At 69.2% G+C, this 17,240-nt stretch carries 15 protein-coding genes; 6 read left to right on the forward strand and 9 right to left on the reverse strand.

The annotated features are described in order from the left end of the window. Positions 1 to 38: 38 nt before the first annotated feature. The gene (locus U5760_RS21880; RefSeq protein WP_322014393.1) at positions 39 to 806 is read left to right on the forward strand and encodes an adenosylcobinamide-GDP ribazoletransferase; all 768 of its coding nucleotides are present in this window, start codon (positions 39 to 41) and stop codon (positions 804 to 806) included. Beyond that, positions 791 to 1,381 carry an alpha-ribazole phosphatase gene (gene cobC / locus U5760_RS21885; RefSeq protein WP_322014394.1) on the forward strand — a complete coding sequence of 197 codons (591 nt, stop codon included), beginning with the start codon at positions 791 to 793 and terminating at the stop codon, positions 1,379 to 1,381. The genes U5760_RS21880 and cobC overlap by 16 nt, the downstream gene beginning before the upstream one ends. Before the next feature lie 21 nt (positions 1,382 to 1,402). Here the strand turns inward: cobC and U5760_RS21890 are convergent, their stop codons facing one another. The 4 genes from U5760_RS21890 to cobU are packed head-to-tail and all read right to left on the reverse strand — an operon-like array spanning position 1,403 to position 4,883. Then, the gene (locus U5760_RS21890) at positions 1,403 to 2,323 is read right to left on the reverse strand and encodes a cobalamin-binding protein (protein WP_322014395.1); all 921 of its coding nucleotides are present in this window, start codon (positions 2,321 to 2,323) and stop codon (positions 1,403 to 1,405) included. Beyond that, complete coding sequence (gene cobD, locus U5760_RS21895; protein WP_322014396.1) at positions 2,320 to 3,381, reverse strand: threonine-phosphate decarboxylase CobD; 1,062 nt, start codon at positions 3,379 to 3,381, stop codon at positions 2,320 to 2,322. Before cobD ends, U5760_RS21890 begins: the two co-directional genes overlap by 4 nt. After that, positions 3,374 to 4,309: an adenosylcobinamide-phosphate synthase CbiB gene (gene cbiB / locus U5760_RS21900; protein ID WP_322014397.1), complete on the reverse strand. Its 936-nt coding sequence runs from the start codon at positions 4,307 to 4,309 to the stop codon at positions 3,374 to 3,376. Before cbiB ends, cobD begins: the two co-directional genes overlap by 8 nt. Positions 4,310 to 4,331: 22 nt before the next feature. Further along, positions 4,332 to 4,883: a bifunctional adenosylcobinamide kinase/adenosylcobinamide-phosphate guanylyltransferase gene (gene cobU, locus U5760_RS21905; RefSeq protein ID WP_322014398.1), complete on the reverse strand. Its 552-nt coding sequence runs from the start codon at positions 4,881 to 4,883 to the stop codon at positions 4,332 to 4,334. A gap of 124 nt (positions 4,884 to 5,007) precedes the next feature. On the opposite strand from cobU, the gene U5760_RS21910 reads away from it, so the two are divergent. Then, positions 5,008 to 6,537 carry a cobyric acid synthase gene (locus U5760_RS21910; protein ID WP_322014399.1) on the forward strand — a complete coding sequence of 510 codons (1,530 nt, stop codon included), beginning with the start codon at positions 5,008 to 5,010 and terminating at the stop codon, positions 6,535 to 6,537. Positions 6,538 to 6,553: 16 nt separating this feature from the next. On the opposite strand, the gene U5760_RS21915 is transcribed toward U5760_RS21910, so the two are convergent. Continuing rightward, the gene (locus tag U5760_RS21915; protein WP_322014400.1) at positions 6,554 to 6,973 is read right to left on the reverse strand and encodes a PaaI family thioesterase; all 420 of its coding nucleotides are present in this window, start codon (positions 6,971 to 6,973) and stop codon (positions 6,554 to 6,556) included. Positions 6,974 to 7,245: 272 nt separating this feature from the next. On the opposite strand from U5760_RS21915, the gene U5760_RS21920 reads away from it, so the two are divergent. Then, complete coding sequence (locus U5760_RS21920; RefSeq protein WP_322014401.1) at positions 7,246 to 7,872, forward strand: ParA family protein; 627 nt, start codon at positions 7,246 to 7,248, stop codon at positions 7,870 to 7,872. A gap of 150 nt (positions 7,873 to 8,022) precedes the next feature. Here the strand turns inward: U5760_RS21920 and panD are convergent, their stop codons facing one another. The 4 genes from panD to U5760_RS21940 form a co-directional block, all read right to left on the reverse strand. Continuing rightward, positions 8,023 to 8,409, reverse strand: a complete 387-nt coding sequence (gene panD, locus U5760_RS21925; RefSeq protein ID WP_028226104.1) for an aspartate 1-decarboxylase — start codon at positions 8,407 to 8,409, stop codon at positions 8,023 to 8,025. Positions 8,410 to 8,529: 120 nt separating this feature from the next. Next, on the reverse strand, positions 8,530 to 9,363 hold the full coding sequence (gene panC, locus U5760_RS21930; RefSeq protein WP_322014402.1) for a pantoate--beta-alanine ligase: 834 nt from the start codon (positions 9,361 to 9,363) through the stop codon (positions 8,530 to 8,532). 302 nt (positions 9,364 to 9,665) lie between these two features. Next, on the reverse strand, positions 9,666 to 10,568 hold the full coding sequence (locus tag U5760_RS21935; protein ID WP_322014403.1) for a ScpA family protein: 903 nt from the start codon (positions 10,566 to 10,568) through the stop codon (positions 9,666 to 9,668). Further along, a complete protein-coding gene (locus U5760_RS21940) occupies positions 10,568 to 10,753 on the reverse strand; it encodes a DUF3460 family protein (RefSeq protein WP_322014404.1) in 186 nt (61 codons plus the stop codon). Before U5760_RS21940 ends, U5760_RS21935 begins: the two co-directional genes overlap by 1 nt. 357 nt (positions 10,754 to 11,110) lie before the next feature. Between U5760_RS21940 and U5760_RS21945 the strand changes: the two genes are divergently transcribed. Together U5760_RS21945 and U5760_RS21950 are read left to right on the forward strand one after the other, a co-directional pair. Further along, positions 11,111 to 12,928: an autotransporter assembly complex protein TamA gene (locus tag U5760_RS21945; RefSeq protein ID WP_415914151.1), complete on the forward strand. Its 1,818-nt coding sequence runs from the start codon at positions 11,111 to 11,113 to the stop codon at positions 12,926 to 12,928. Beyond that, entirely contained in the window at positions 12,928 to 17,196 is a 4,269-nt protein-coding gene (locus U5760_RS21950; RefSeq protein WP_322014405.1) for a translocation/assembly module TamB domain-containing protein, read from the forward strand. Before U5760_RS21945 ends, U5760_RS21950 begins: the two co-directional genes overlap by 1 nt. Positions 17,197 to 17,240 lie beyond the last annotated feature (44 nt).

Genomic DNA, 17,240 nt, shown 5'->3' on the forward strand with positions numbered 1-17,240 from the left:
ATGCCAGTGATGCCCTTGCGTCGCATGAGACCCGCCCGATGAATCCGCTGGCCGAACTGCGTTACTTCTTCACGGCGCTCGGCTACTTCACGCGCGTGCCGGTGCCGCGCTGGGTGGGCTTCGAGCCCGCGTGGCTCAATGCGGCGGCGCGTTATTTTCCGCTCGTCGGCGCACTCGTCGGTGCGCTTGCGGCGCTCGTGTATCTCGCGGCGCTGCGGGTGTTTCCAGCGGGCGTGGCGGTGCTGCTTTCGATGGGCGCCACGCTGCTCGCGACCGGCGCCTTTCACGAAGACGGTCTCGCCGACTGCTGCGATGCCTTCGGCGGCGGCTACACGCGCGAGGACGTGCTGCGCATCATGCACGACTCGCGCATCGGCGCGTTTGGCGCGATCGGGCTCGTCGTCGCCCTCACGCTCAAGTGGCAGACGCTGGCCTCATTGCCGCCGATGCGCGCCGCGGCGCTCATGATCGCAGGCCATGCCGCGAGCCGCGCGTGTGCGATCAGCTATCTCGTCTCGCTCGACTACGTGCGCGCCGAAGGCAAAGCGAAACCGGTCGCGCAGCGCATGAGCGCCGCCGCGCTGCTGTGCGCCTGCGTGTTCGGTCTGCCGTGGCTGTTCTGGCCGGCGTGGCCCGACTGGCGCGCGGGCGTGGCGTCGCTCGCCGTGCTGGCGGCGCTGCGCTATCTGCTCGGACGTTACTTCGTGAAGCGCATCGGCGGCTATACGGGCGACTGCCTCGGTTTTGCGCAGCAGGTGTTCGAACTTGCCATCTATCTGGTGGGGCTCGCATGGATCTCGTTCTGATCCGGCATCCTGCGGTGGCCGTCGAACCAGGCGTCTGCTATGGCAGGAGCGACGTGGCGCTCGCAGGCGATCCGGTGCATGAAGGAGCGCAACTGGCGCAGCGGCTCGATGCGCTCGGCGCGCGCTCGCCGGTGCGTATCGAGTCGAGTCCGCTCGTGCGTTGCGCGAGCGTGGCGAGCGTGCTGGCCGCGCAGCATGGCGTGACACCGGCCACGGACGCGCGGCTCGCGGAGATGGACTTCGGTGCCTGGGAGTTGCAGCGCTGGGACGCGATCGAGCGCGCCCAGATCGATGCGTGGGCCGCCGATTTCGATCATGCCCGCCCGCACGGCGGCGAGAGCGTCGCGCAGTTCGAGGCGCGCGTGGGGGCATGGTTTCGCAACGCGTGTGCGACGGCGGCCAAAGAGACCGCCTGGATCGTGGCGCACGCGGGCGTGATGCGTGCCGTCACGGCGCATGCGCTCGAACTGCCGCTCGCACGTTGCGCGCGTTGGCCGCTGGAGTATGGCGCGCTAGTCTGGTTGCGTCGCGAAGCGCGGGGTGGGCCGTGGGTGCTGGTCCGCTGGAACGTCTAGCGCATTCGTTCGGATGACGAATCAATGCGTGCCGGCGGCATCGTGCTCGCGGGCGAGATCCAGATCCTTGCACAGCGCGGCGGCGCCTTGTGCGATGCGCGGCGCGGGCCGCGTGATCAGATCGCCGTCGATGGCGAAGAGATTGCCGTGTGCCACCGCCGTCAGCGAAGGCCAGGCGCGCCAGCGCTCGAGCCCGGGAAGCGGCTTGTCCGGCGCCGTGGCGCCCTGCGACGACGTCACGATCGCATCGGGATTGGCGGCGAGCACGGCCTCGGTGGAGACGGTCGGCACGAGCGGCGGAAGCGCCGCGAATACGTTGCGCCCGCCGCATAGCGCGATCACGTCGCTGATCATGTGCTCGCCGTTGAGCGTCATCAGCGGCTGATCCCACACCTGATAGAACACGCTGACCGGCGCGCGCGCGGCGTAGCGCTCGCGCAGTTGCGCGATCTCGTGCCGGTAATCTTGCGCGGCGCGATCGGCGGTGGGCGACGTGCCGAGCAGCGCACCGAGGCGCATGAGCGACGTCGCCACGTCGTCGAGGTGCCGCGGCTCGCTGAAGAAGAGCGGGATGTGCAGATCGCGCAGCCGGTCGAGCTGCTGCTGCGCATTGCCGTGCCGCCAGACCACGATCAGGTCGGGCTTGAGGGCGACGATGCGTTCGAGGTCGAGCAAACGGTTGTCGCCCACGCGCGGGATGTTCTTCGCCTCGGGCGGATAGTCGCTGTAGCTCACCGCGCCCACCAGTTTCGCGCCGCCGCCCGCCGCATAGATCAGTTCTGTGACGTGGGGCGCGAGGCTCACCACGCGTTGCGCGGGCGCGGCGAGCGTGACGGTGTTGCCCGCGTCGTCGATGGCGCTGACTGCGGCCTGTGCGGTTTGCACAACGAGCAGGGCTTGCAGCGCGCAGAGCGCGAGCGTAGCGGCGAGGCGGGTTTTCATGAGGCGTGTGCCGAGGCCGGGCCGATATCGCGCAGGGCCGCCGCGAGTGCGATTTCCAGGCGCTGCCATTCGGCTTGTGTCGCGGGCAGGCCGAAGCGCAGGCTCGCGGGCGCATCGAAGCGACGGGTCCACACGGCGCGTTGCGCGAGCGCATCCTGGAGCGCGGACGCGCGGGGATCGGCGATCCACGCGAAGAGCGGCGTTGTGTGCGGCGTGAAGCCGTGCGTGCGTAGCAGCGCGTCGAGCCGGGCACTTTCGCTGGCGAGTCGCGTGCGCATGGCGGTTTGCCAGGCGATGTCGTCGAACGCGTGCGAGACCGCGTGCCGTGCCGGCCCGTTCACGGTCCAGGCGCCCAGCGTTGCGCGCAGTCGCTCGAGCAGCGCGGGCTGTGCGAGCGCGAATCCGCAGCGCGCGCCCGCGAGCCCGAAGAACTTGCCCGGCGAGCGCAGCACCACCAGTCCATCGCGCGCGACCTCGCGTGCAAGCGATGCGCTGTGCTCCGGCGCGAAGCTATCGGCGAAGGCTTCGTCGACGATCAGCGTGCCGCCGCGCGCCGCGAGTTGCGCGTGCCAGTGCAAGAGCTTGCCCGCGTCGAGTCGCGTTGCCGTCGGATTGTCCGGATTCACGAACACCGCGTGCGTGACCTCGTCGGGCAACGTCTCGCGCGTGACATCGAGCGTCACGATGTCGTGGCCCGCCAGCGCGAACGCGGGTGCGTACTCGCCATACGTGAGCGGCGCGATGGCCACGCGTGCGCACGGCAGCAGCGCGGGCAGCGCACGGATGGCGGCCTGGCTGCCCGCCACGGGCAGTACGTGCGCGGCGTCGGGCGCGTCGTAGTAGCGCGCGGCGCATGCGGCGAAGCCGTCGCCGTCTTCGGGCAGGCGTCGCCAGGCGGCGGTGGGGACCGGCGGCACCGGATAACCGTGGGGATTGATGCCCGTGGAAAGATCGATCCACGACTCCCAGGCGATGCCGTAACGGCGCGCGGCTTCATGCAGGTTGCCGCCGTGGGCGACGATGTGCGGCGTCTCGTTGAGGTTCGTGCGCTCAGCCATGGCTTGCCACGCTCACGAAGGCGAGAGCGATCAGCACGGCGAGCCACAGAATGGTTGTGCGCTCGACGAGCCGCAGCGCGGCGTCGACGTCCTGCGCGCGCGGCGGCGAGCCCGCGCCCAGCAGCGGCCGTTGCTCGATCGTGCCGTGATAGACGGCCGCGCCGCCCAGCAGCACGTTCAGCGCGCCGGCGCCTGCGGCCATCACCGGCCCGGCGTTCGGGCTGTCCCAGCGGCGCGCCTGCTCGCGCCAGCAGCGCAGCGCGACGCGCGTGTCGCCAAGCAGCGCGTAGCTCGTGGCCGTGAGGCGCGCGGGAATCCAGTTGAGCACGTCGTCGATGCGCGCGGCCGCCCAGCCGAAGCGCAGATAGCGGGGCGTGCGGTAGCCCCACATCGCGTCGAGCGTGTTGGCGAGGCGAAACGCGAGCGCGCCGGGGCCGCCCGCAATCGCGAACCAGAACAGCGCGCCGAAGATGGCGTCGTTGCCGTTTTCGAGCGCCGATTCGACGGCCGCGCGCGCGAGCGAGGTGGCGTCGGCCTGCGACGTATCGCGCGAGACGATGTGCGAAGTGAGTTCGCGGGCGCGGGCGAGATCGCGTTGCGCGAGCGCGGCGCCGATCGGCGCGACGTGCTCCGCGAGACTGCGCGCGCCGAGCGCGAACCCGAGCAGCGCTACATGCAGCGCCGCGGCAAGCGGCCAGGGCAGGAGCGCGACGAGCAGTGCCGCGCAGAGCACGGGCGGCGCGACGGCGGCCAGCCACGCGACGAGCCCGAGCGGGCGGCCGCGCCGTCCGGTGTTCAGGCGCGCTTCGAGCCGGCTCGCGAGCTTGCCGAACGCGACGAGCGGATGGGCGCGGCGCGGCTCGCCGAAGAAGCGATCGACGGCAACGCCTGCGACGGCGAGCGCGGCGGTGACGGGCAGGGTCAGCATCGGCGTGGATCGAAAAGCGGCATCACGGTGTCTTGCGCGCTGGTTTGAGCTCGAGCGGCAAGCCGGCGGCGACGAGCGTCGCGCGGTCGGCGAGCGTGGCGATGCGCTGGTTCAGCCGGCCGAGCTCGTCGACGAAAAGACGCGTCGCCGCGCCGAGCGGCACCACGCCCATGCCGATCTCGTTGCTCACGACGAGCACGGTGCCCGGCGCGCGCTCGCAGGCGGCGGCGAACGTATCGAGGCGCGTGGACCAGTCGTCGAGCGGCGTTTCGGCGTCCGGCGGACAGAGCAGATTGGCGAGCCAGAGGGTGAGGCAGTCGATCAGCACGCACTGGCCGGGCGCGGCGGCAGCGTCGAGCGCGGCGGCGAGATCGAGCGGAGCCTCCACCAGCGCCCAGTGCGCGGGACGCCTCGCGCGATGGTGCTCGACGCGTTGCGCGAACTCGCCGTCCCCGATGCGCGCGGTGGCGATATAGGTGACCGGCAGGCCGCTCTCGCGGGCGAGGCGCTCGGCATGCGCGCTCTTGCCCGAGCGCGCGCCGCCGACAATGAAGGTGAAGTCGCGCGAAATCATCGCGTGATTGTACCGGCATGTGCCTGCGCGGCCGCGGCCTGCCCGGCGCGATGGGATAATGCCCGCCTGCGTGCAGGGAATGTCTTGCCACGCGATTTCATGCCGCTTCCACTCCGTCGAACCCATGACCGCACCGATTCCCGCCGTGCCGCGCGGCACCCTGATGATCCAGGGCACCACTTCCGACGCTGGCAAGAGCACGCTCGTCGCGGGCCTGTGCCGGCTCGCGCGCCGCGCGGGCGTGCGCGTGGCGCCGTTCAAGCCGCAGAACATGGCGCTCAACAGCGCGGTGACGGTGGATGGCGGCGAGATCGGCCGCGCCCAGGCGCTGCAGGCGCTCGCCGCCGGCATCGAGCCGCACACGGATCTGAACCCCGTGCTGCTCAAGCCGAACAGCGATCTCGGCTCGCAGGTCATCATTCACGGCAAGGCGCGCATGAACCTGAATGCGCGCGCGTACCAGGACTACAAGCCGCTCGCACGCGAGGCCGTGCTGCAGTCCTATGCGCGGCTGCGCGCGCAGTACGACACGGTGTTCGTGGAAGGCGCGGGCAGCCCCGCCGAGGTGAACCTGCGCGCCAACGACATCGCCAACATGGGGTTTGCCGAAGCGGTGGACTGCCCGGTGTTGCTGATTGCGGATATCGACCGCGGCGGCGTGTTCGCGCATCTGATCGGCACGCTCGCGTGTCTTTCGGAAAGCGAGCGCGCACGCGTGAAGGGTTTCATCATCAACCGCTTTCGCGGCGACCCCACGCTGCTCACGCCGGGCCTCGAATGGCTCGAAGCGCAGACGGGCAAGCCCGTGCTGGGCGTCGTGCCGTATCTGCACGGCCTCATGCTCGACGCCGAGGACATGCTCCCGGGCGCCGCGCACACCCATGCGCAAGCTGCGGGCGCGGCGCTGCGGGTGGTGGTGCCGGTGCTGCCGCACATCAGCAATCACACCGATTTCGATGCGCTGCGCGCGCATCCGCAGGTCGAATTCAGCTACGTGCGCACCGGCAACGCGCCGCCGCCCGCCGATCTCGTGATCCTGCCGGGCTCGAAGAATGTGCGCGACGACCTCGCCTGGCTGCGCGAGCACGGCTGGGACGAAGCGCTCGCGCGGCATCTGCGCTACGGCGGGCGTGTGATCGGCATCTGCGGCGGGATGCAGATGCTGGGCCGCGCGATTGCCGATCCGCATGGCGTGGAGGGGGAACCGGGCGCGGTGGCGGGATTGGGCTGGCTTGACTACGAAACGGTGCTCACGCGCGAAAAGACGCTGAAGAACGTGACGGGGACGCTGGCGCTGGCGGGTGCGGCCGCGAAGGTGACGGGCTACGAGATCCACATGGGCGAGACGCGCGGGCCGGCGCTCGATGCGGCGGCGCTGAATCTCGACGCCGACGTGAACGTGAACGGGAACGGGAACGCGGCGGCGCGCACGCGGCCCGACGGTGCGCAGTCGGCCGACGGGCAGATTCTCGCCACCTACGTTCACGGCCTGTTCGACACGCCCGAGGCCTGCGCTGCGCTCCTGCGCTGGGCGGGCCTCGCCGCCGCGCGCACGGTGGACTATCCGGCGTTGCGCGAGGCGTCGCTGGAGCGTCTCGCCGACACCCTGGCCGGGAGCCTCGACCTCGCGCGCGTGTTTGCCGCCATCGGTTGAGGCCTCGCCTGAATCGTCAATACAGGACCATCTGCGTGCAGCGGAAGAGCGCGATGGTCTTGCCATCGGGGCCGCTGACCGTCGCGTCCCAGACCTGCGTGCTGCGTCCGAGGTGCACGCCCGTCGCCACGGCGGTAAGCGTGCCTTCGCGCGCGGTGCCGAGGAAATTGCTCTTGAGCTCGATGGTCGTGAAGTTCTTTGCGCCGGCCGGCAGGTGGGCGAAGCAGGCATAGCCGCAGGCAGTGTCGGCGAGGCCGATCACCGTGGCCGCGTGCAGAAACCCGTTGGGCGCGAGCAGATTGCTGCGCACGTCCAGTTCCGCGCGCAGCGTGCCTTGTTCGAGCGCCACGGCGCGAAAGCCGAGCAGTTCCGGCAAGCGCCCTTGCTGGCGCTCGTGCAGGGCGTCGATCGTGACTTCGGTGCGCAGCGTGCTCATGGGAAACGTTTCCTCGAAAAAGGGATCAATGATAGAGGGCGCTCGCCCGGGGACTTCGGCGCCGCCGGATTTGCCGATATTATCGGACGGTTGGGCGAGCGCGCCGGCAGGATCCCCGCCGTGAGGCGGCCCTTGCGCGGTTCCGTGGCGGCGGCTCATGCCGGGAAATGCCCGTATGAGCGCGCAACAGCACGGAAAACGCGGTAAAACGTATCGGAACATATCGGCAATCCGGCTGGCCAGACGCGCCAGCCTTCCTGACGGGAGTATTCATGACGGTAATCGTGGTGGCGAATCCCAAGGGCGGCGTCGGCAAGAGCACGCTGTCCACCAATCTGGCCGGCTACTTTGCCGCGCAGGGCGAGTGGGTGGCGCTGGCCGACCTCGACCGGCAGCAGTCGGCGCATGCCTGGCTCGACCTGCGGCCCGCGACGCTCTCCGGTATCGAAAGCTGGAACGTCGATCTCGACAATCCCCAGAAGCCGCCCAAGGGACTCGAGCACGCAGTCATCGATACCCCGGCGGGCCTGCACGGCAACCGGCTCGCGGCCATCATGACGCTGGCGGACAAAGTGATCGTGCCGCTGCAGCCCTCGATGTTCGACATCCTCGCCACCCAGGACTTCCTAGACCGCCTCGCGAAAGAGAAGGCCGTGCGCAAGGGCGCGATCGAAGTGGGCGTGGTGGGCATGCGGGTGGACGCGCGCACGCGCTCGGCGGACCAGTTGCAGCGTTTCGTGGAAGGGCTGAACCTGCCGGTGCTGGGTTATCTGCGCGACACGCAGAACTACGTGCAGCTGGCCGCGCACGGCCTCACGCTGTGGGACGTGGCGAAGAGCCGGGTGGAGAAGGATCTGGAGCAGTGGCAATCGATCCTCGCCTGGATCAATCGCAAGTGATGGGGTGCGAGCATGCGCCTGCTGGCCAGACCCGCCGGGGGAAATGGGCAGCAAGCCAGCAGGAAGTGAGCGGTAACTAACCCGAACGTAGAACGAGAACGGCGCGTATGCGCCACGCGGAACCTCTGCGCGCGGCGCGGGGCCGGGATCTCAGGTCCAGTTCTGGGTCGGCACGTGGTCGCGGCTGCCCTTGATGCGGTTGTTTTCATCCACGAACACGAGATCGGGCTTCCAGCCCGCCTTCAGTTCGGCCTCGTCCACGTTCGCGAAGGCCGCGATGATCACGAGGTCGCCCAGTTGCGCGCGCCGTGCCGCCGAGCCGTTCAGCGAAATCATGCCGCTGCCGCGCTCGCCCTTGATCGCGTAGGTCGAGAAGCGCTCGCCGTTGTTGATGTTCCAGATGTCGATGCGCTCGTTTTCGACGATGTTCGCGGCTTCCAGCAGATTTTCGTCGATGGCGCACGAGCCCTCGTAGTGCAGCTCGCAGTGCGTCACGGCGGCGCGGTGGATCTTCGACTTGAGCATGTGGCGTTGCATGGTGCATCTCCTCTTGCATCTTGCGGGCAGGGTGCAGCGCGCCCGCAAGTCAGGCTGGGACGGCCGGCACGGCTGCCCGGTGAAAGGTGGAAACCCCGTGAGCAAACCCGGGAAAGCGGATCAGATTTCGAGGTTGTCGATCAGGCGCGTGGCGCCGAGCTTCGCCGCGGCGAGCACGACGAGCGGCGCCTCGGCGTTCTGCGCCGTGGGCGGCAGCAGGTCGGCGCGCTTGCGGATGGCGATGTAGTCGGGTTTCCAGCCGCGCGCGGCGAGCGTGGCCATGGCGTCGAGTTCGAGCTGCTGGAAGTCGCGGCGCCCCGACAGCACGGATTCGCGAATCGCGCGCAGCACGCCCGCGAGCTGCGGCGCTTCGGCGCGCTCGGTGGGCGTGAGGTAGCGGTTGCGCGAGCTGAGCGCGAGGCCGTCGGGGTCGCGCACGGTTTCGGCGGCGACGATCTCGGTCGGCAGCGCGAACTGCTGGCACATCGCGCGCACGATCATGAGCTGCTGGTAATCCTTCTTGCCGAACACGGCCACGCGCGGCTGCACGCACGACATCAGCTTCATCACGACCGTGCACACACCCTCGAAGAAGCCGGGGCGGAATTCGCCCTCCAGGATGTCGCCCAGGTTGTGCGGCGGGTGCACGCGGTACTCCTGCGGCTGCGGGTACATGTCGGCCTCGGTGGGCGCGAACAGCACGTACACGTTTTCCTTCTGCAGTTTCTCGATGTCGTCCTGGAGCGTGCGCGGGTACTTGTCGAAGTCCTCGTTCGGGCCGAACTGCAGCCGGTTGACGAAGATGCTCGCCACCACCGGGTCGCCGTGCTGGCGCGCGAGCCGCATCAGCGAGAGATGGCCCTCGTGCAGGTTGCCCATGGTCGGCACGAACGCGGTGCGGTTCTGGCCGCGCAGCTGGTCGCGCAGTTCGTGAATCGAGCTGATGACTTTCATGATCGGATGCGTTATGCCTCGCGCGGGGCAAGACGGGGTGGCAGCCACCGGCGGCCGGGTGCGGCGGACCGGTTACGGAGCGCCGGATTTCGGGCGGCGCAGGCCCGTCCCGGCCGGGTCGAGTCCGGGCAGGGGCAGGCGCGGGCGATTGTAGAGGATTTGGGCGCGCAACGCAGCCGCTCCGGAAGGCGGGCTTTCCCGCAGACCGCGCGCGGCGTGGGCGCCGAAATCGGGGTCATGACAGGCGGCGGGAGGGCTGAAGCGCCGGTTTGTCCGGCGTTGCGTCGGGCTGCGGACCGGTATCAGGCAGGTAGATACGCGAGCCGCACGTAGATGGGCGCGAACGGTTCGGCTTGAGTGATCTCGATGAGCGATTCGCGTGAAAGTTCGAGCATGGCGATGAAGTTCACCACCACCACCGGCACGCCGCGCGTGACGTCGAACAGTTCCGAGAACTCCATGAAGCGTGCGTTTTGCAGCTTGCGCAGGATCACGCTCATGTGCTCGCGCACGGACAACTCCTCGCGCGAGATCTTGTGGTGCTGCACGAGCTTCGCGCGCTTGATGACGTCGGCCCACGCGGCGCGCAGGTCGTTGCTGTCCACGTCGGGAAAGCGCGGCGTGATGCTCTGCTCGATGTAGACCTCGGCGCGCAGGAAGTCGCGCCCGAGCTGCGGCAACTGGTCGAGGCGCTGGGCGGCGAGCTTCATCTGCTCGTACTCCAGCAGGCGGCGCACCAGTTCGGCGCGCGGATCTTCGACTTCGTCGCCGGTATCGGCCTTTTTCACCGGCAGCAGCATGCGCGACTTGATCTCGATGAGCATCGCGGCCATCAGCAGGTATTCGGACGCGAGCTCCAGATTGGTCTTGCGCAGTTGCTCGACGTAGCCGAGGTACTGCGTCGTGACCTCCGCCATCGGGATGTCGAGAACGTTGAAGTTCTGCTTGCGGATCAGGTAGAGCAGCAGGTCGAGCGGGCCTTCAAAGGTCTCGAGGAAGACTTCGAGCGCGTCGGGCGGGATGTACAGATCCTGCGGCAGCTTGAAGAGCGGCTCGCCGTACAGGCGCGCAAACGCGACGCCGTCGACCGTGTCGGGCGTCGAGTCGGTTGCGGGGGCGGTGAGCGCGTCGCTGTCCGCGCTCGCCGGCGCGGGGTTCGCGCCGTGGTGCGCCTCGGGCGCGCCGGCCCCGTCGGCCTCGGCCATCAGAAGTTCTGGTAGTAGACGTACGACGTTTGCTTGACGCGCGAGGCCTGCTGGCGCTCGCGTTCGTCGAGATCGATCGGCTGCTTGTCCCACAGGAGCGAGCGGCCCTTGCGCTGCTGCTCCTCGAGCTGCGGCTTTTGCTCTTTGAGCTGGTTGATGAACTGCGTGATGTCCGATTGATACATGGCTGACGTCCGTCAAAAATGGAGGGCCGCCTCGGGGCGGGACCGCCGCTGTTCGTGTCGCCGGCAATTTTACCGCAAGCGCACGGCGCGGAACATCCGCGCGGGCGGCCGGGGTTCAGGGCGCCGGGAAGCCGCTGCGGCCGCCGGCGAGGTCGCCGGACGAGGCACGAGTTGGGGAAATCCCTCGCCGATATGTTCAAATAACGCGTTTGCGCCCCGGCGTCGTTGCCGGCGGCGTTCCGTGGCAACCCGATTCGCGAAGGCCGGAGGTTTTGTTTGGCAGGAAGGGTGATCGAAGCCTGGCGCGCATGGCGGCGTTCCGCACGTCCCTCATGTGTTTCATGTCCCTCACTTCCCGTGCGTCCCTCCGCGGCCGCGCGGCACGCGCACGCCGGGCGCGGCGCCGGCTGGTTCGCCGCGGGCCTGATCGCTACCGTCCTCTTGCCGGCGGCGCCCGCGCGCGCCGCGCTCACCGACCTGCTGCCCTGGTCGCACAAGCCTACCGTCTATGACGTGCAGATCGACGCCACGCCGCGCGAGCTGAGGAAGCTGCTGGAGGCGCATCTCGACATCGCGCGCTTTGCCACCCGCAAAGACGTGAGCGACGACCAGTTCGGCTTTCTCGTCACCGCCACGCCCCAGCAGGTGCGCGATCTCGCTTCGACCGACGGCTATTTTTCGCCCGTCGTGCGCACCGACGTGCGCACCGTCAACGGCAAGCGCTCGGTGCGTGTGAGCGTGGACCCGGGGCCGCGCACGACCATCTCCGCGATCGATCTGAGCTTCCGCGGTCCGGTGCTGACCGAGGACAAGAAACAGGAGAACGCCGCGCGCTTCGCGTTCTCGCTGCACGACGGCGACCCCTTCACGCAGTCGGGCTGGAGCGACGCCAAGGGCGCGGCGCTCAAGACGCTGCAGTCGCGGCGCTACCTCGGCGCGAAGATCGTGCAGTCCGAGGCGCGCATCGATCCGCTCAAGCACGATGCGAAGCTTTCTGTGACATTCGACAGCGGTCCCACCTTCACGATGGGCGCGCTCGACGTCTCGGGCACGCGACGCTATCCGGCCTCCATCGTGACCGACGTCAATCCGGTCTCGCCGGGCGAGATCTACGACGTCAACCGCGTGACGGAGCTGCAGCGCCAGTTGCAGAACACGCCGTACTACGCGAGCGTGGCGATCGACGTGGACGACAACACCCAGAAGCCGCTCGAAACCCCGCTGCACGTGAAGGTGAGCGAGTACCCGTACAACAGCTTTCGCGGCGGCGTGGGTTATTCCACCGATACCGGCCCGCACGTCCAGGGCTCGTACACCTATCTCAACACCTTCGGCGCGGCGTGGCCGCTCCAGGTCCAGGGGCGCCTCGACCAGATCCAGCAGTACGGCCAGATCCAGCTTTCGATGCCGCCGGGCCCGCGCGCCTGGACCAACAGCGCACTCATCTCGTACACGACCACGGATGTGTCCGATACGCGCATCTACAGCGTGCGCGGCGGGGTGCAGCGCACGCGCACGTCGCAGAACTACGACTATTCGTACTCGCTCTTTTACTACCAGGACCGGCTCGACCAGAACGCGGGGCCGCCCACCATCGCCCGCGCGCTGGTGCCGCAGTGGTCGTGGACGCGCCGCGACGTCGACGACCCGCTGTTCCCGCGCTCGGGCAACCTGGTTCACGTCGAGGCGGGCTTCGCCGTGAAAAACGCGCTCGCCGACGCCACCTTCGCGCGCGGCTACATGCGCGGCCAGCAATACCTGCCGATCGGCCGCGACGACCTCGTGCTCTTTCGCGCGGAGCTGGGCGGCGTGTTCACGGGGTCGAGTTCGAGCAACGTGCCCGCATCGCTGCTCTTTCGCGCGGGCGGCTCGAACTCGGTGCGCGGCTATGCCTTCGACAGCATCGGTAACGACGTCGACGGCTCGATCCTGCCGACCAAATATCTCGTCACCGGATCGGCCGAATACCAGCACTGGTTCAACCGCGACTGGGGCGCCGCCACGTTCTTCGACGTGGGCACGGCCACCGACACCTGGGGCGAGAAGGTCTTCTATCCGGGCGCGGGTTTCGGGGCGCGCTGGCGCAGCCCCGTGGGCCCGGTCAACATCGACGTGGCGTACGGCTTTCGCACGCGCAGCGTGCGGCCCTATCTGACGCTCGGGATCGCCTTCTGATGACGACGCCCGCCATGCCGCCCACGCCGCCCATGCCGCCCATGCCGCCGTCGCCGCCGGACGCGTCGCTCACGCCGCCGCCGTCGACGCCTCCCGGGCCACCCGAGCCGCCGAAGCGCCGCCCGCACCGTCTGTGGAAGGCGCTTGCCTGGGCGATCGCCGTGCCGGTGCTGATCGTCGCGCTGGTGGCGGGGCTTCTCTACGGCGCGGTGACGACCGAGCGCGGCACGGCCTACGCGTGGCGCGCCGCCGTGAAGCTGCTGGGCGGCCAGCTGGGCGGCACGCTCGAAGGCGGCACCGTTGCCACCGGCGTGCGCCTGCGCGACGTGAGCTGGCGCGGCGCCGACGGCACGCGGATCCTGGTCGACCGGGCGAGCGGGCAATGGCTGCTGTCGGGCCGGCCGTGGCGCTTCGTCGTGAGCTATCTGCATATCGGCGACGTGGATGTGCGGATCGTGCCTTCGACGGAACCGTCGTCGCCCACGACGCTGCCCAAAGATCTGCAACTGCCGCTCGCGCTCGAGATCCGCGACCTGCGCGTGGCGAAGCTCACGCTGCACGAAGGTGCTTCGACCACCGAACTTTCCGATTTCGCCTTTCACGGCCGCAGCGACGGACGCCATCACGAGGCGACCGTCGAGCAGCTCGATACGCCGTATGGCGCGGTGAGCGCCGAGGCGAAGCTCGATGGCGTGCGGCCGTTCGCGCTCTCCGGCGACTTCGGCTACTCGGGCAAGGTGAACGACGAGGACGTGCAGGTGAACGGCCGCGTGGGCGGCTCGCTCGAAGCGCTGAGCGCCGATCTCGACGCGAGCGGGCTGAAGCTCGCCGGCCGCGCGCACGTCGAGGCGACGCCGTTTGCGGCCGTGCCGCTCAAGCGGGCGACGCTCGCGTTCGATCATGTGAACCCGCAGGCGTTCGCGCCCGGGGCGCCGTTCGCCGACCTCGCGCTGCGCGCCGATCTGCAGCCCGTCGATGGCGCGGTTGCGCCGTTCGTGCCGCAGGCCGGGGCGTCTTCCGGTCAGGGCGGTGCTTCGGTGCCTGCGGCTTCTACGCCCGCCGCGCCTCCCAAGCCCGCCATGCAACAAAGCCACGCCGACTCCCAGGCCCCCGCCGCGGGCTTCACCGTGGCCGGCAGCGTGTCGATCGTGAATGCGAAGCCGGGTGCCATCGACGCGCACCTGCTGCCGCTCGTCGACGCCCACACCGATGTCGTGCTCGATGCGCACACGCAGCGTCTTTCGAACCTGAACGTGCGGCTCGTGAAGAACGCGACGGTGACGGGCGGCGGGGCGATCAGCGGGCGCAACGGTCGTTTCGATCTCAAGGTGGCGGGCCTCGACCTCAACGCGATTCAGGCGAGCGTGCGCCCGACGCAACTGGCCGGTCCCATCACGGTTCGTCTTGCCGACGACGTGCAAAGCATCACGCTCGATCTCGCCGATCCGAAGGCCGCGCTGCGGGCGCAGGGCAAGGTGACGTTCGACCCGGCGCGCCTTTCTTTGAGCGACGTGCGCGTGAGCTCGGGCGCGGGACATCTCGACCTCTCCGGCGAAATCAAGCACGACGCGAATTCGACCTATGCACTGAAGGCCGCGCTGTCCAATTTCGATCCGCTCTCGCTGACTTCACAGGCACCGCCGCAGTTACCGCAGCAGTCACCCCCGCAATCACCCCCGCAGGCTACGGCCAGGCCGACTCCCGCGAGCGCGCCGGCGAAGGGCGCCGCTTCCGCTGCCTCGCCGCGCGCCAAAGGCAAACCGGCCGCGCCGCCGTCGCGCCGTATCGAGGCGCGCGTGAACGGCACGTTGACCGCAAGCGGCATGCTCGCGCCCACGCTCACCACGAAGGCCGAATTCAAGCTCGGCCAGAGCGTGTACGACGACCTGCCGCTCACGGGGCAGGGCGTCATCCAACTGGCGGGCTCGCGCATTCTGCCGAGCCGCGCGAATCTCTCGGTGGCGGGCAACCAGATCGATCTGCAAGGCAGCTTCGGCGCGAGCGGCGACCGCCTGCGCTTTACGGTGGATGCGCCGCAGCTCGACCGCCTCGGCTTCGGCGTGGCGGGCCAGGTGGCTGCGAGCGGCGATCTCACGGGCAGCTTCGCGCATCCCAACGTCGCGCTCGACTACAAGGCGAGCGGCGTGGCGTTCGGCGAGAACCGCATCGGCCACGCGGAAGGCCATGCCGAGGCGCGCGACGGCGCGAACGGCGCGCTCGCCTTCAGTGCCGACGCGAGCGATATCGCCGCGGCCGGCGTCGAGGTCGCAACGCTCACGGCGCGCCTCTCGGGCACGCGTGCGAAGCACACGCTCACGGCGAGCGCGAAGGGCAAGGTGCAGGGCCAGGCGATCGACGTGGAGCTGGCCGCGAACGGCGGTCTGTCCGACACGCGCGACGGCTCGCGCTGGGACGGCACGGTGACGCAGTTGCAGAACCGCGGCTCGCCCGACATCACACTCGAAGCGCCGCTCAAGGTCGGCGCGGGCGCGGGCAAGGTGACGCTCGGCGCCACGCGCCTCGCGATGCTCGGGGCCGTGCTCGATCTCAAGTCCTTCGATCTCGACCACGGCCGCATCCGCTCGGCGGGCTCGCTCACCGACGTATCGGTCGCGCGCCTCCTGCAGTTTCAGCAGCAGATCACGGGCAAACCCTCGACGCTCAAGACCGACCTGATCTTCGACGGCGACTGGGACTTCTCGCTCGGCCAGACCGCCACGGGCTACGTGCAGCTCAAGCGCCGCTCGGGCGACATCACGACCGAGATCGGGCGCGGCCTCGCCTCGCTCGGCATTACGGACGTCAACGCGCGCGCGGCCTTCAGCGGCGGCAACCGGCTCGCCGTGACGGCGCACGCGCAGGCGAGCCGCATCGGCGTGCTCGATGTCGATGCGAACACCACGCTCACCCCCGAGAACGGCATTCTTACGTTCTCCGAAGAATCGGCGCTGGGCGGCACGATCAAGGCGAACGTGCCGTCGCTCAAGACCACGGGCGGCCTGTTCGGCCCGAACTACGTGCTCGACGGCCATATCGCGCTGCAACTCGCGCTCGGCGGCACAATCGCGAAGCCGAACGTCTCGGGTTCGCTGATCGGCGACGGGCTTTCGGCCACGCTCGTGGATCAGGGCATCCAGCTGAAGGACGGCGTGGTCCGCGTGATGCTCTCGCAGAACCTCGTGGACTTCCAGCAGGTGGAGTTCCACGGCGCGAGCGGCACGCTGCGCGCGACGGGCCGCGTGGCGCTCGACAACGACGAACCCGACCTCACGGCGAGCATCGTCGCCGACAAGCTCGAACTCTTCGCGGCGCCCGACCGGCAGCTCTCGCTCTCGGGCAGCGCGAGCGTCGCGAACGGCGGGCGCCTGGGCGGCATGCAGATCAACGGCAAGTTCACGGTCGATCACGCGCTCTTCGACCTGCCCGAGTCGGCCGCGCCCGAACTCGGCGACGATGTGGTGATCGTGCGCCCGGACGGTACGACGCGCGGCGGCACTCCGCCGCTCGACGAGCAGGCGGCCCAGGCCTCGGCCAAGCCGGCGCCGCGTTTTGCGCCGCGCGCGAACATCGACATCGATCTGGGGCACAACTTCCGCTTCCGCGGCCAGGGCGCCGATCTGGGTCTCGCCGGCACCATCACGGCGACGAGCGCGCCGGACTTGCCGCTGCGCGCGGTCGGCAACGTGCGCGTGACGGAGGGGTCGTCTTACACGGCGTTCGGCACCAAGCTCAACATCGAGAACGGCTTTTTCACGTTCAACGGGCCGGTGGGCAATCCGGGCATCAACATTCTCGCGATGCGGCGCAACCAGGAGGTCGAGGCGGGCGTGCAGGTGACGGGCACGGTGCAGGCGCCGGTGGCGAAGCTCGTCTCCGAGCCGAACGTGCCCGATAACGAAAAGCTCTCGTGGCTGCTGTTCGGCCACGGCACCGATCAGGGCAACAACCTCGGCCAGCAGAACGCCATGACGACGGCGCTCGCGCTGCTCGGCAGCGCGAGCGGCAAGCGCATTGCGCAGTCGGTGGGACTCGACGAATTCTCCATTGGCCGCAGCGAGGTGGGTCTCACGGACCCGCAGGTGGTGATGCTCTCCAAGGCCATCAACCAGCGGCTCGTGATCGGCTACGAGCAGGGGTTGCAGTCGGCCTCGAATGCGATCAAGGCCACCATCAACCTCTCGCGCTACTGGTCGGTGGTGGGTTACGGCGGCACGTTCTACGGCGCCGATGTGTCCTATACGCGGCGCTTCGATCGCTTCCGCTGGTAGCCGGCGCGCGTCTTTGCGGCGATAAAAAAGCACGCCCGGGGGCG

Source organism: Paraburkholderia sp. J12 (genome assembly GCF_905220215.1).
Classification (GTDB): Bacteria; Pseudomonadota; Gammaproteobacteria; order Burkholderiales; family Burkholderiaceae; genus Paraburkholderia.

Coding starts and splice junctions, on each gene's coding strand:
- U5760_RS21940 (WP_322014404.1), bottom strand. CDS start 10,753: ATGTATCAATCGGACATCACGCAGTTCATCAACCAGCTCAAAGAGCAA.
- U5760_RS21935 (WP_322014403.1), bottom strand. CDS start 10,568: ATGGCCGAGGCCGACGGGGCCGGCGCGCCCGAGGCGCACCACGGCGCG.
- cobU (WP_322014398.1), bottom strand. CDS start 4,883: ATGATTTCGCGCGACTTCACCTTCATTGTCGGCGGCGCGCGCTCGGGC.
- panC (WP_322014402.1), bottom strand. CDS start 9,363: ATGAAAGTCATCAGCTCGATTCACGAACTGCGCGACCAGCTGCGCGGC.
- U5760_RS21880 (WP_322014393.1), top strand. CDS start 39: ATGAATCCGCTGGCCGAACTGCGTTACTTCTTCACGGCGCTCGGCTAC.
- cbiB (WP_322014397.1), bottom strand. CDS start 4,309: ATGCTGACCCTGCCCGTCACCGCCGCGCTCGCCGTCGCAGGCGTTGCC.
- cobC (WP_322014394.1), top strand. CDS start 791: ATGGATCTCGTTCTGATCCGGCATCCTGCGGTGGCCGTCGAACCAGGC.
- U5760_RS21915 (WP_322014400.1), bottom strand. CDS start 6,973: ATGAGCACGCTGCGCACCGAAGTCACGATCGACGCCCTGCACGAGCGC.
- panD (WP_028226104.1), bottom strand. CDS start 8,409: ATGCAACGCCACATGCTCAAGTCGAAGATCCACCGCGCCGCCGTGACG.
- U5760_RS21910 (WP_322014399.1), top strand. CDS start 5,008: ATGACCGCACCGATTCCCGCCGTGCCGCGCGGCACCCTGATGATCCAG.
- U5760_RS21890 (WP_322014395.1), bottom strand. CDS start 2,323: ATGAAAACCCGCCTCGCCGCTACGCTCGCGCTCTGCGCGCTGCAAGCC.
- cobD (WP_322014396.1), bottom strand. CDS start 3,381: ATGGCTGAGCGCACGAACCTCAACGAGACGCCGCACATCGTCGCCCAC.
- U5760_RS21950 (WP_322014405.1), top strand. CDS start 12,928: ATGACGACGCCCGCCATGCCGCCCACGCCGCCCATGCCGCCCATGCCG.
- U5760_RS21920 (WP_322014401.1), top strand. CDS start 7,246: ATGACGGTAATCGTGGTGGCGAATCCCAAGGGCGGCGTCGGCAAGAGC.